The 12,665-nt window shown below is 60.2% G+C and carries 11 protein-coding genes and 2 pseudogenes; 1 reads left to right on the plus strand and 12 read right to left on the minus strand.

Annotated elements, in window-relative coordinates; genetic code table 11:
- The first annotated feature begins 412 nt into the window (after positions 1-412).
- The gene (mltF, locus tag ACIOUG_RS25225) at positions 413-1,873 is read left to right on the plus strand and encodes a membrane-bound lytic murein transglycosylase MltF (RefSeq protein ID WP_401069657.1); all 1,461 of its coding nucleotides are present in this window, start codon (positions 413-415) and stop codon (positions 1,871-1,873) included.
- A 125-nt stretch (positions 1,874-1,998) separates the two neighbouring features.
- Here mltF and pdxJ read toward each other — a convergent pair whose 3' ends face one another.
- From pdxJ to ACIOUG_RS25285, 12 genes and pseudogenes are all read right to left on the minus strand, one after another.
- Positions 1,999-2,742, minus strand: coding sequence for a pyridoxine 5'-phosphate synthase (gene pdxJ / locus ACIOUG_RS25230; protein ID WP_401069660.1), 744 nt, complete (start codon positions 2,740-2,742; stop codon positions 1,999-2,001).
- A 39-nt stretch (positions 2,743-2,781) separates the two neighbouring features.
- A complete protein-coding gene (recO, locus tag ACIOUG_RS25235) occupies positions 2,782-3,471 on the minus strand; it encodes a DNA repair protein RecO (RefSeq protein ID WP_329695981.1) in 690 nt (229 codons plus the stop codon).
- A gap of 168 nt (positions 3,472-3,639) precedes the next feature.
- Entirely contained in the window at positions 3,640-4,542 is a 903-nt protein-coding gene (era, locus tag ACIOUG_RS25240) for a GTPase Era (RefSeq protein WP_329695982.1), read from the minus strand.
- On the minus strand, positions 4,535-5,224 hold the full coding sequence (gene rnc / locus ACIOUG_RS25245) for a ribonuclease III (RefSeq protein ID WP_024011703.1): 690 nt from the start codon (positions 5,222-5,224) through the stop codon (positions 4,535-4,537). The genes era and rnc overlap by 8 nt, the downstream gene beginning before the upstream one ends.
- Before the next feature lie 183 nt (positions 5,225-5,407).
- Positions 5,408-6,262 (minus strand): signal peptidase I, encoded by an 855-nt coding sequence (gene lepB / locus ACIOUG_RS25250; protein ID WP_003221931.1) that lies wholly within the window; start codon positions 6,260-6,262, stop codon positions 5,408-5,410.
- 9 nt (positions 6,263-6,271) lie between these two features.
- Positions 6,272-7,921, minus strand: a pseudogene (lepA, locus tag ACIOUG_RS25255) (translation elongation factor 4); the annotation flags it as partial.
- Positions 7,921-8,337: pseudogene (locus ACIOUG_RS25260) on the minus strand (mechanosensitive ion channel family protein); the annotation flags it as partial. The pseudogenes ACIOUG_RS25260 and lepA, both read right to left, overlap by 1 nt.
- A gap of 2 nt (positions 8,338-8,339) precedes the next feature.
- The gene (locus tag ACIOUG_RS25265; RefSeq protein WP_003223293.1) at positions 8,340-8,588 is read right to left on the minus strand and encodes a hypothetical protein; all 249 of its coding nucleotides are present in this window, start codon (positions 8,586-8,588) and stop codon (positions 8,340-8,342) included.
- A gap of 63 nt (positions 8,589-8,651) precedes the next feature.
- Positions 8,652-9,647 (minus strand): zinc transporter ZntB, encoded by a 996-nt coding sequence (locus ACIOUG_RS25270; RefSeq protein WP_401069665.1) that lies wholly within the window; start codon positions 9,645-9,647, stop codon positions 8,652-8,654.
- Between the two features lie 24 nt (positions 9,648-9,671).
- The gene (rraA, locus tag ACIOUG_RS25275) at positions 9,672-10,163 is read right to left on the minus strand and encodes a ribonuclease E activity regulator RraA (RefSeq protein ID WP_401069668.1); all 492 of its coding nucleotides are present in this window, start codon (positions 10,161-10,163) and stop codon (positions 9,672-9,674) included.
- 226 nt (positions 10,164-10,389) lie between these two features.
- Entirely contained in the window at positions 10,390-11,379 is a 990-nt protein-coding gene (locus tag ACIOUG_RS25280; RefSeq protein ID WP_401069671.1) for an alpha/beta fold hydrolase, read from the minus strand.
- 187 nt (positions 11,380-11,566) lie between these two features.
- On the minus strand, positions 11,567-12,665 hold a 1,099-nt coding region (locus ACIOUG_RS25285; protein WP_401069673.1), incomplete at its 5' end, for a putative PEP-binding protein.

Consider the following 12,665-nt stretch of genomic DNA (forward strand, 5'->3'; position numbering starts at 1 on the left):
GGCTGACAGGGGCCTGTAGGCTGAATTCGCTCACAGGCCACTGACAGCCAGAAGGTACCAGCTGTCACTGGCCTGTATGCTGAATTCGAAAGGCAGAAAGGGCAGGAGCGCCGCGCAGGATCAACATCTTCGGGACAGCCTCGGGAAGGGGTGTGCTTTGAGGCCGTGCATTCTAGCCTAAACCGCCCTCAACATCACCCGAAACGCTACGCACGGTTGCACTCGGATATCAATCTGTGTTTCTGCCTTTGAAGTCAAATTTCGAGGGTGTGCGGGCGGCGCTTATTTTTTCTGTCACAAAATGCTGTTTGGCCCCATTCCTGCGGGGTTTCGTGCGGTTTTGTGATCTCTAGCAGACAAGCCCCTCACTGTCGAGATATGGCGCCCGCAGCCGTTTGCGTATACTGCGCAGATGTTTTTCCCAACGGCTTTGCGTCCGCGGTACGCCAAATGGCTGATCGCAACCGGACTCTTCCTGATGCTCGGTGGCTGTGTTGATAAACCCAACACACTCGAGCGCGTAAAGGAGGATGGTGTGCTGCGGGTGATTACCCGTAACAGCCCCGCCACCTACTTTCAGGATCGCAGCGGTGAAACCGGCTTCGAATACGAGCTGGTGAAGCGCTTCGCCGACGATTTGGGGGTCGAGCTGAAGATCGAGACCGCCGACAACCTCGATGACCTGTTCAACCAGATCGGCAAGCCGAACGGCCCGGTGCTGGCGGCGGCGGGTCTGGTCAGCAGCGAGGATCGCAAGAAGCAGGTGCGCTTCTCTCACTCCTACCTCGAAGTGACCCCGCAGATCATCTATCGCAATGGCCAGTCACGCCCTACCGACCCGGCGGATCTGGTCGGCAAGAAGATCATGGTGCTCAAGGGCAGCACCCACGCCGAACAACTGGCGGAGCTGAAAAAGAAGTTTCCGGGCATCGAATACGAAGAATCCGACGCCGTTGAAGTGGTCGACCTGTTGCGTATGGTCGATGAAGGCCAGATCGACCTGACGCTGGTCGACTCCAACGAAGTGGCGATGAATCAGGTGTACTTCACTAACATCCGCGTGGCCTTCGACCTCGGCGATGCGCGCAGCCAGAGCTGGGCAGTGGCCGCCGGCGAAGACAACAGCCTGCTCAACGAGATCAACGCCTACCTCGACAAGGTGCAGAAGAACGGCACCCTGCAACGCCTGAAAGACCGTTATTACGGCCACGTCGATGTCCTCGGCTACATGGGCGCCACCACCTTCGCCCAGCACTTGCAGCAACGCCTGCCCAAGTACGAACAGCACTTCAAGACCTACGCCAAGAAAGAGAAAGTCGACTGGCGCCTGCTGGCCGCCATCGGTTATCAGGAGTCGCTGTGGCAACCGGCGGTCACGTCGAAAACCGGCGTGCGCGGCCTGATGATGCTGACCCAGAACACCGCCCAGGCCATGGGCGTGTCGAACCGTCTCGATCCCAAGCAGAGCATCATGGGCGGCGCCAAGTACCTGGCCTACATGAAGGATCAGCTCGACGAGTCGATTCAGGAGCCGGATCGCACCTGGTTCGCGCTGGCGGCGTACAACGTCGGCAGCGGTCACTTGGATGACGCGCGCAAACTGGCGTCCCGTGAAGGCCTGAACCCGGACAAGTGGCTGGACGTGAAGAAGATGCTGCCGCGCCTGTCGCAGAAGCAGTGGTACAGCAAGACCCGCTACGGCTACGCCCGGGGTGGCGAACCGGTGCATTTCGTGGCGAACATCCGTCGCTACTACGACATCCTGACCTGGGTGACCCAGCCGCAGCTTGAAGGCGATCAGGTGGCCGAGGGCAATCTGCATGTGCCCGGTATCGACAAGACCAAGCCGGCGCAGGAGCCTGCGCCGCTTTAACCAACACCCCAAATCAATTGTAGGAGTGAGCCTGCTCGCGATAGCAGTGTGTCAGCCAAGGTGATGGTGTCTGACACACTGCTATCGCGAGCAGGCTCACTCCTACAGGGGTTTTGTGTTGATTGTTAAGCCTTGGCGGCTGCCAGAATCAGCGCTTTCATCTCGGACACTGCCGACTTGAACCCGACGAACAACGCATGCGCCACCAGCGCATGGCCGATGTTCAGTTCGTTGATACCCTTGATCGCCGCCACGGCTTCGACGTTGTGGTAGTGCAAGCCATGCCCGGCATTGACGATCAGACCCTGCGTCAGACCAAACGCCACGCCGTCCGCCACACGTTTCAACTCTTCAGCGACTTCGCTCGGTGTTTCGGCATCGGCATAGCGCCCGGTGTGTAGTTCGATGGCCGGCGCACCGACGCGCTTCGACGCAGCGATCTGGCGTTCGTCGGCATCGATGAACAGCGACACTTCGCTGCCGATCTTCGACAGGCGCTCGACCGCCGCCCTGATCCGTTCTTCCTGCCCCGCTACGTCCAGGCCACCTTCAGTGGTCAGCTCCTGACGGGTTTCCGGCACCAGGCAGATGTGCGCCGGACGGATGCGCTCGGCGAACGCCATCATTTCTTCGGTGACGCCCATTTCGAAGTTCATGCGGGTCTGCAGCACGTCCTTGAGCAGCAGCACGTCGCGCTCCTGAATGTGCCGGCGGTCTTCGCGCAGGTGCACGGTGATGCCGTCGGCGCCCGCCTCTTCCGCGTCCAGCGCTGCCTTGACCGGATCCGGGTAGCGCGTGCCACGGGCCTGACGCAGGGTGGCGACGTGGTCGATGTTCACGCCAAGAAGAATGCGATTGCTGGTGGTCACGGATGCGCTCCTGAAGGGAAAGATTCGGCGCACAGCATATCAGGGCTTGCGAAAGAGCTCGCGACTGACGAGGGGGCGGCCGCCCAAGTGAACGGCCAGTGCCTGACGCATCAGGCGCTTGGCGGCGGACAGTGCGCCCGGCGCCGACCAGTCGGCTTCGGCCATGGCCAGCAGCTCGGTGCCGTTGAACAGACCCGGCTGCAACAGGAAGACCCGTTCCAGCCCGGCATCCACTTGCAGGCGATAGAGGCCATCCGCAGCGATGGGTTCACTGTGGATATCAGTGTTGAGGGAAAAACCGTAACCCAGATCATCCAGCAGACGCCATTCGAACGAGCGCAACAGCGGCTCCAGCGCACGACCTTCAGCCAGGGCCTGCAGGGTGGCAGCGTAATGATCGAACACCGCCGGGTGCGGATCTTCGGCGGGTAGCAGGCGGATCAGCAGCTCATTGAGGTAGAGGCCACTGAACAGCGCCTCGCCGACCATCCAGGTCGCGTTGCCGGCACTTTCCATGCGCCCGACATTCTTCAGCTCACCTTTGCCACGAAACTCGACTTCCAGCGGCACGAACGGCCGCGCCAATGTCCCGGCCTTGCCCCGCGCACTGCGCAACACCGCCCGCAGCCGACCTTGCGGCGTGAGGAAGTCGACCAGCGCACTGGTTTCGCGATAGGCGCGCGAATGCAGGACGTAGGCGAGTTGGGCGGGAGGTGGGGTTTGCGACATGAAGTTCTCGATGAAGAAACACGGTTTTGCACACAACCCAAAACTACTGTGGGAGCGGGCTTGCTCGCGAATGCGGTGAATCAGTCAAAGTATATGTCGACTGACACTGCGCATTCGCGAGCACGCCCGCTCCCACAGGGGGTTCTCTGATGGATCAGAAAACCGCTATTACAGGTCGCCGTAACCCAGCGAACGCAGAGCACGCTCGTCGTCGGACCAGCCGCCCTTCACCTTGACCCACAGGTTGAGCATGATCTTGGAGTCGAACAGCAGCTCCATGTCCTTGCGCGCTTCGGTGCCAATGCGCTTGATACGCTCGCCCTTGTCGCCAATGATGATCTTCTTCTGGCCGTCACGCTCGACGAGGATCAGCGCGTGGATGTGCAGGGTCTTGCCCTGTTGCTTGAACTCTTCGATCTCGACGGTGATCTGGTACGGCAGCTCGGCACCCATCTGGCGCATGATTTTCTCGCGCACCAGTTCGGCGGCGAGGAAGCGGCTGCTGCGGTCGGTGATCTGGTCTTCCGGGAAGAAGTGGTCGTTCTCCGGCAGATGATCGGCGATGACCTTTTCCAGCGCGTCGAGGTTGTGCCCTTGCTGTGCGGAAATCGGAATGATCTGCGCGTTCGGCAGCTGTTCCTGCAACCACGACAGGTGCGGCATCAGCTCGGCCTTGTCTTCGATGCGGTCGGTCTTGTTCAGCGCGACGATCAGCGGGCCGGTCACGTACTGCACGCGCTCCAGGACCATCTGGTCTTCTTCGGTCCACTTGGTGCGGTCGACCACGAAGATCACTACGTCGACATCTTTCAACGCGGCCGAAGCGGTCTTGTTCATGTAACGGTTCAGGGCCTTTTCGCCACCCTTGTGCATACCGGGGGTGTCGACGTAGATCGCCTGCACGTCACCCTCGGTTTTGATCCCGAGCATGTTGTGGCGGGTGGTCTGCGGCTTGCGCGAGGTGATCGCGAGCTTCTGGCCGAGGATGTGGTTGAGCAGCGTCGACTTGCCGACGTTGGGACGGCCGACGATGGCAACGTAGCCACAGCGAGTTGCGTTTGTATCAGTCATTGCCATTCTCCACGCCCAGGGCAATCAGTGCTGCGGCGGCCGCTACCTGTTCGGCAATACGACGGCTCACACCCTGACCTCGGCTTTTTTCATTCAATAAGACCACTTCGCACTCGACGAAGAAGGTACGGCAGTGCGGTTCACCCTGGATATCCACCACTTCATAGCGTGGCAGTTCACAACCGCGCGACTGCAGATGTTCCTGCAGACGGGTCTTGGGATCCTTGTTGGTGTCGACCAGCGTCAGGCCTTCGAACTCACCAGCCAGCCAGGCCAGTACGCGCTCGCGGGCGACGTCCATGCCGGCGTCGAGGTAGATCGCACCGATCAGCGCTTCGAGGGCATCGGCCAGAATCGATTCGCGACGGAAGCCACCGCTTTTCAGTTCGCCCGAGCCCAGACGCAGGTAATCGCCCAGGTCGAAACCACGGGCCAGCACGGCCAGTGTCTCACCCTTCACCAAGCGGGCGCGCAAACGCGACAACTGGCCTTCGCGGGCCAGCGGAAAGCGATCGAACAGCGCCTCGCCGGCGACGAAGTTGAGGATCGCATCGCCGAGGAATTCCAGGCGTTCATTGTTACGCCCGGCAAAGCTGCGGTGCGTGAGGGCCAGCAGCATCAGCTCCTGATCCTTGAAGGTGTAACCGAGCTGGCGCTCGAGACGGCTTAGAGAAACGCTCACGGTTTACCCACGCTGAGTTCGTGGCTGGATTCCACTGCCATCGCCGGGGTACGGCGCAGGCTTGGGACAATTAACGCTGTGTTCAAAAATGACGTCCTGAATATCGTGGCTTCATGCCCTGGTGCCGATTTGTGGCGACTCCAGAAATGCATTCGGCGCTGTGGTCAACAGCGCCGTGATTGATTACTTGATCAGGCCAACCCGCGAGAAATTCGGCAGGTGGCTGAGTTTCGGTTCCGGCCAGCTCATCCAGACAGCGAAGGCTTTGCCGACGATATTCTGGTCGGGAACCATGCCCAGCAGATCCTTGGGAATGTTCGGATCATCCCAATAGCGACTGTCGTTGGAGTTGTCGCGGTTGTCGCCCATCATGAAGTAGTGCCCGGCCGGCACCGTCCAGGTATGGTCCGGCGTAGCGCGGTAGCGGCTCATTTCCTTGCGGATCAGGTGCTCGGCGGCGCCGAGTTTTTCCTTGTAGAGTTCCGCGCTGCCCAGCGTGCCCGGCTCGGAGCCGACCAATTGCTCGGCAATCGACTCGCCGTTGACGAACAGACGCTTGTCGGCGGTGTAACGCACCGTGTCGCCCGGCAGGCCGACTACACGCTTGATGTAGTTGACGTTCGGGTCGCTCGGGTAGCGGAACACCATCACATCGCCACGCTGTGGATCACCGACTTCGATGACTTTCTTGTCGATCACCGGCAGGCGGATCCCGTAAGAAAACTTGTTCACCAGAATGAAGTCGCCGACGTCCAGGGTCGGTTTCATCGAGCCGGACGGGATCTGGAACGGTTCCACCAGGAACGAACGCAGCACCAGCACGATGAACAGCACCGGAAAGAACGACTTGCCGTATTCGACCAGCAACGGCTCTTTGTTCAGCTTCTCGACCACCACGGGCTCGGGCTGGCTGACACTGCCTTGATAAGAGGCAATGGCAGCACGCCGACGCGGCGCCAGGAACAGCAGATCGAGCAACGCCAACAGGCCGCAGACGAACACGGCGATGACCAGCAACAGCGGGAAATTTAGTGACATAGGACCTGACTATTCCAACCTGAGCACGGCAAGGAAGGCTTCTTGTGGAATTTCCACGTTGCCGACCTGCTTCATGCGTTTCTTACCGGCCTTTTGCTTTTCAAGCAGCTTTTTCTTACGGCTTACGTCACCGCCGTAGCATTTGGCCAATACGTTCTTTCTGAGTGCCTTGACGGTGGTCCGGGCGACAATCTGACCGCCAATGGCAGCCTGGATCGCCACGTCGAACATCTGACGAGGAATCAGTTCTTTCATCTTCTCGGTCAACTGGCGACCTTTGAAGTGCGAATTGTCACGGTGCACGATCAACGCCAGGGCGTCGACCTTGTCACCGTTGATCAGCACGTCCAGTTTCACCAGATTAGCCGATTGGTAACGATCGAAATGGTAATCCAGCGAAGCATAGCCGCGGCTGGTGGATTTGAGACGGTCGAAGAAGTCCAGGACCACTTCGTTCATCGGCAGGTCGTAGGTCACTTGTACCTGATTGCCGAGGAACAGCATGTCGACCTGTACGCCGCGCTTCTCGATGCACAGGGTGATGACGTTGCCCAGGTGCTCCTGCGGAACCAGGATGTTGGCCCGCACGATCGGCTCGCGCATGTCTTCGATTGCCGACACATCCGGAAGCTTGGAGGGGTTGTCGACGTAAATCGTTTCACCGGTTTTCAGCACCAGCTCGAAAATTACCGTTGGCGCGGTGGTGATCAGGTCCAGGTCGTATTCGCGCTCGAGGCGCTCCTGAATGATCTCCATGTGCAGCATGCCGAGGAACCCGCAACGGAAGCCGAAGCCCAGTGCGTCGGAGCTTTCCGGGGTGTACTGCAGCGACGAGTCGTTCAGGGTCAGTTTCTGCAGCGCTTCGCGGAAGTCCTCGAAGTCGTCGGAGCTGACCGGGAACAGACCGGCGTAAACCTGTGGCTGGATGCGCTTGAAGCCAGGCAGAACCGGGACATCCGGAGTCGAGCTCAGGGTCAGGGTGTCACCGACCGGTGCACCGTGAATGTCCTTGATGCTGGCGATGATGAAGCCCACTTCGCCGGCCTTGAGGTCTGCGGTTGCGGTGTGTTTCGGGTTGAACACACCGACGCTGTCGACCAGGTGGATCTTGCCGGTGGACTTCACCAGGATCTTGTCGCCCTTCTTCACGCGGCCATGACGCACGCGCACCAGGGAGACAACGCCCAGATAGTTGTCGAACCAGGAGTCGATGATCAACGCTTGCAGCGGATCTTCGATGTTGCCGGTCGGCGCAGGAATGGTCGCGACCAGACGCTCGAGCACTTCGTCGACACCCAGGCCGGTTTTGGCGCTGCAGGTGACGGCGTCGGTGGCGTCGATGCCGATGATCTTCTCGATCTCGTCCTTGACGCGGTCCGGCTCGGCCTGTGGCAGGTCGATCTTGTTCAGCACCGGCATGACCTCGAGGCCCTGCTCGATGGCGGTGTAGCAGTTGGCCACGGACTGGGCTTCAACACCCTGACCGGCATCGACCACCAGCAACGCACCTTCACACGCCGCCAGGGAACGGCTGACTTCGTAGGTGAAGTCGACGTGGCCCGGGGTGTCAATGAAGTTCAGCTGGTAGGTGACGCCATCTTTGGCTTTGTAATAGAGAGTAACGCTGTGGGCCTTGATGGTGATCCCGCGTTCGCGCTCAGTTGCGCGAGCAATACACCCACCAGCAACACCAGCGCGGCGCCGAAAACTTTCGGCAAATACAGCGCCAGCATGTCCAGCGTAGCTGAAACTCGCTCAAGTCCAAGGGACTCTGCTGCAGAAACCAGAAAAATCAGCAACACGAACCAGTAGACGATCTTGCCGATCAGGGTCGAGATCGGCACTTGCAGCCCGGCCCGTGACAGCAACTTGGTCAGGCCGGTGCCGCCCATCAGGCGATCAAGGCCCAGTTTGGCCAGCAGCTTGGACAGCAAGGTATCGAGCAGCTTGGCCACCACGAAGCCCAACAGCAGCACCACCAGTGCGCCGAACAGGTTCGGGATGAAATTCGCGACTTTGGTCCACAACGCAGTCATTGCAGTGACGAGGCTCTGCGTCCAGAGATCAAGTTCCATATTCAATCAGCCTTATCAGCAGTGCGAGCGGTAGTTTTACGAAGACGGGAAACCGGCGAAACGTGAGCCGATCCGTTATTCAGGGCGATCATCAGCGCGGGCAGCCAGCGGCCCAGCAGGCTGAACAGATCACCGGCGCCGACCTGGCGGTTGGCGGTTTTGAGCACGCGACCCAGGCAGGCGTCGTCGTCGCGGCTGGACGGCGAAGCGTTGAGCATGTCGCGCAAAGACTGTTCAAACGGATCGTGCATACGCACCTCTCGTGATGTCTGTGAAAGACGCGGGCAAATTTGGTCGGGTCACATGTTGCATATTCACACCCAGCGCAAACGGCGGAATAACCACCATTGACCGAAGGCCATCGCCAGCACCGTCAGACAGGCAATCAGGAAACCATAGGGGCTGCTCGAGAACGGAATGCCGCCCACGTTTATGCCCAACAGGCCGGTGAGAAAACTCATCGGCAAAAAGATGCAGGTGATGATGCCGAAACGGTACATCGTGCGATTCATGCGCACGTTCAAACGCCGGTCTTCGGCCTCCAGCACAAGCCCCATGCGCTCCCGGGTCAATTCCAGCTCTTCGAGATAGCGCGTCAGGCTGTTGTTCAATTCGTTCCAGTAGTCGGCGTCATCGTCGACAAACCACGGCAATTTTATCCGCGTCAGCTGTCCGAAAATATCCCGCTGCGGTGCCAGAAAACGCTTCAGTCCGGCAGCCCGGCGGCGGATGTGCAAAATCGAGCCATGTTCGGGGGTATACCGTTCGTCGGCATCCAGTTTTTCTTCCTCTTCATCGACCAGTTCCGACAGGCACGTGACCAGATCCTGCACTTTGTTGGTGAGGAATTGCGCCAGATACAGGATCAGTTCGGAGGAGGTTTTCGGGCCCTTGCCTTCGCCGAGCAGCGCCAACAGTTCATCGGTGGCACGCAGCGGGCGCAGTCGCAGGGAGATGACGCGCTGTGCAGCGGCAAAAATCCGTACCGAGACCATGTCTTCCGGCTCGGCACCGGGGTTCAGATTGACCCCGCGCAGAAACAGCAGCAGCTCGGCATCCGGCAATGGCAACAGGCGCGGCCGGGTGTTTTCTTCCAGCAGCAGGTCGCAGGCGAATTCATTCAGGCCGCTGGATCTGCGCAGCCAGGTCTGGGTTTGCGGATGACTGCGATCCCAATGCAGCCACAGGCTCTCATGGGCCTGCAGTTGCAGATCGTCGAGTTCAGTCCGGGCAATCGAACGCGCGCCGCCTTTTCCGTCCAGCACCAGGGCATGCACCAGCCCCCACTGCGCGTTTTCTTCCTCGAACATCCTCACCCCTGTCGGTACCGCGATTTATTCAGGCATCTGCAGCGGACTTGGCGAAACGATCACGCCGTTGTTGTCCGCATAAATGTAATGACCCGGGTGGAACGTCACGCCGGCAAAAGTCACGGCCACGTTGAGGTCGCCGATACCGCGCTTTTCGGTTTTCATCGGATGGCTGGCCAACGCCTGAACGCCAAGATCGGTCTGGGCAATAACGTCGACGTCACGGATGCAACCGTAGATGACCAGCCCTTCCCAGCCGTTTTTCGCGGCTTTCTCGGCGATCATGTCGCCCAGCAACGCGCGCCGCAGCGAACCACCGCCATCGACCACCAGCACCTTGCCGTTACCCTTGAGTTCGGCTTGCTCCTTGACCAGCGAGTTATCTTCGAAACATTTGATGGTGACGATTTCGCCGCCGAAGGAATCACGGCCGCCGAAATTGCTGAACATCGGTTCCAGCACCTGCACCAGCTCCGGATAGGCGTCGCACAGGTCAGGCGTGAGGTAATGGTTCATCGAAAAACTCCTGTAACAAGGAAGACGATCAAGGATGTCGCACTCTTTTGAAACGAGCTCCGGCGGTCGCTGTTTACCTTAGTTCATGCAATGGTCGCTGACCGGACCTGAACAAACGCTGAAACGTAATAGCTAAACTGCCACTAAATATGACCAGAATCGCACAATGCGTCATATCTTAGCCGCAAGCCGATGCGAACGAAATGCCCTTTTCAACGCCTCAGGCTCAGACCGCAGCAGCCAGATCGGGCTTGTCGCCGAGCAACGGCGTCTGCTGATCGTTCAGCCAGCGCGCCACCAGCGGCCAGACTTCGGCCTGCGCCGCCTTGCTCACCAGCATCTCGACATGTCCGAAGTTGTCGCTGAAGCCCTGTTCGCGCCCCAGATTGACGAACTGCTTGTGCTCGGAGCCGATCTGCTCGAACAGCTTGCGACAGGCCCACGCCGGATCCTGATGATCGCCCGCTGCCGTCACGGCCAGCACCGGCACCTGAACCTCGGCCAGCCCGGCCCACCAGTCCTTGTCCTTGTCGCCAAAACGGCCGAACAAGCCATACCAGCGCATGCTTTCCAGCGCCAGACCGATCGGCTCGTCTTCCGGGCCACGCTTGAGGCGCGAGCCGGACAATTGCGCGAAACGCTTGAGAATGAAGCGCCCGCCCCACTCCACCGGTGGAATTTTCAGTGGCCAGTACGTGCGGCTGACCTGCGTGCCGAAAAACGCCGCCGAGGCCACGGCTGGCTCGCCGAGGTATTCGCCACCCAGCGCTGCTGCCAACGTGATACCGCCCAGCGAATGGCCGATCCAGTGCGGCACCTGGCCACTCTGCTCGCGGACGAACGCGGCAATCGCCGGCAGATCGTAACGGGCGTAGTCGGCGACGCGGTTGCGCCGGTAGTCCTCGTTGCGTTGCGACAGACCGTGGCCGCGCATCTCCGGGATCCACACGTCGAAGCCCAGACGGGTCAGGTATGCGCCCAGCCCCAGGCCTTTGGGGGAAAACCAGAAGCGCCGGTTGGAAAAACTGCCATGCAGCAAAATCACCGGCACGCCGCGCGGCGTGGTGTCATCGGCCATGCCCAGGCGGGTCACGGCGATTTCCACGGACCAGTCGGGGCTGTTGCCGGGTTTCAAACGGTAGACGTCTTCGCTCAGATCACCGCGTCGTTCGGCGCTGATCAGGGCGACAGGAAATAGGTTGCTGCTGCTTTGCATAATGCTCTTGCACAAAAAAGGGCGGCATCTACAGGAGCCCGCCCTACTTGAATCTCAAAGCCCCCGACCTTTGTGGGAGCGGGCTTGCTCGCGAAAGCGGTGTATCAGCCAACATTTGTGGCGGATCTTGTTCCGTCTTCGCGAGCAAGCCCGCTCCCACAGGGGAGGATGGCCGTTCACATATGGATCAAGCCTGGACCTGACCTTCGGCGAGGAAGAACCAGGTTTCCAGTACGGAATCCGGGTTCAGCGACACGCTTTCGATGCCCTGCTCCATCAGCCACTTGGCCAGATCCGGGTGGTCCGAAGGGCCCTGACCGCAGATACCGATGTACTTGCCAGCCTTGTTGCACGCGGCAATCGCGTTGGCCAGCAGCTTCTTCACCGCCGGATTACGCTCGTCGAACAGGTGCGCGATGATCCCGGAGTCACGGTCCAGGCCCAGGGTCAGCTGGGTCAGGTCGTTGGAACCGATCGAGAAGCCGTCGAAGAATTCGAGGAATTCTTCAGCGAGAATCGCGTTGGATGGCAGTTCGCACATCATGATCACGCGCAGGCCATTGTCGCCACGGGCCAGGCCGTTTTCGGCGAGCAGATCGACCACCTGGCTGGCTTCGCCGAGGGTACGGACGAACGGCACCATGATTTCGACGTTGGTCAGGCCCATCTCGTTGCGTACGCGTTTCAGCGCGCGGCACTCGAGTTCGAAGCAGTCGCGGAACGATTCGCTGATGTAACGCGAAGCGCCACGGAAGCCGAGCATCGGGTTTTCTTCTTCCGGCTCGTAGAGCTTGCCGCCGATCAGGTTGGCGTATTCATTGGACTTGAAGTCCGACAGACGCACGATGACCTTCTTCGGCCAGAACGCGGCAGCGAGGGTGCTGATGCCTTCAACCAGTTTGTCGACATAGAAGCCGACCGGATCGTTGTAACCGGCGATGCGCTTGTCGACGCTGTCCTTGATTTCCTGCGGCAGGCCGTCGTAGTTCAGCAATGCTTTCGGGTGCACGCCGATCATGCGGTTGATGATGAACTCCAGACGGGCCAGGCCCACACCGGCGTTCGGCAACTGCGCGAAGTCGAAGGCGCGGTCCGGGTTGCCGACGTTCATCATGATCTTGAACGGCAGCTCCGGCATGGCGTCGACGGAGTTCTTCTTGACGTCGAAGCCCAGTTCGCCTTCGAAGATGTAACCGGTGTGGGGGGGGGGGGGGGGGGCGGGGGGGGCGCGCGCGGCCCCGCCGGCCCGGGGGGGGGGGGGGGGGCCCCCCCCCGCCCCCCCCCCC

Origin of the sequence: Pseudomonas sp. NPDC087803 (genome assembly GCF_044742995.1) — a bacterium.
Classification (GTDB): Bacteria; Pseudomonadota; Gammaproteobacteria; order Pseudomonadales; family Pseudomonadaceae; genus Aquipseudomonas.

Bases quoted from the DNA above. Each gene is read 5' to 3' on its own strand.
- era (WP_329695982.1), bottom strand. From the start codon at position 4,542: ATGACTGATACAAACGCAACTCGCTGTGGCTACGTTGCCATCGTCGGC.
- ACIOUG_RS25280 (WP_401069671.1), bottom strand. From the start codon at position 11,379: ATGCAAAGCAGCAGCAACCTATTTCCTGTCGCCCTGATCAGCGCCGAA.
- ACIOUG_RS25270 (WP_401069665.1), bottom strand. From the start codon at position 9,647: ATGTTCGAGGAAGAAAACGCGCAGTGGGGGCTGGTGCATGCCCTGGTG.
- lepB (WP_003221931.1), bottom strand. From the start codon at position 6,262: ATGTCACTAAATTTCCCGCTGTTGCTGGTCATCGCCGTGTTCGTCTGC.
- mltF (WP_401069657.1), top strand. From the start codon at position 413: ATGTTTTTCCCAACGGCTTTGCGTCCGCGGTACGCCAAATGGCTGATC.
- rraA (WP_401069668.1), bottom strand. From the start codon at position 10,163: ATGAACCATTACCTCACGCCTGACCTGTGCGACGCCTATCCGGAGCTG.
- ACIOUG_RS25265 (WP_003223293.1), bottom strand. From the start codon at position 8,588: ATGCACGATCCGTTTGAACAGTCTTTGCGCGACATGCTCAACGCTTCG.
- recO (WP_329695981.1), bottom strand. From the start codon at position 3,471: ATGTCGCAAACCCCACCTCCCGCCCAACTCGCCTACGTCCTGCATTCG.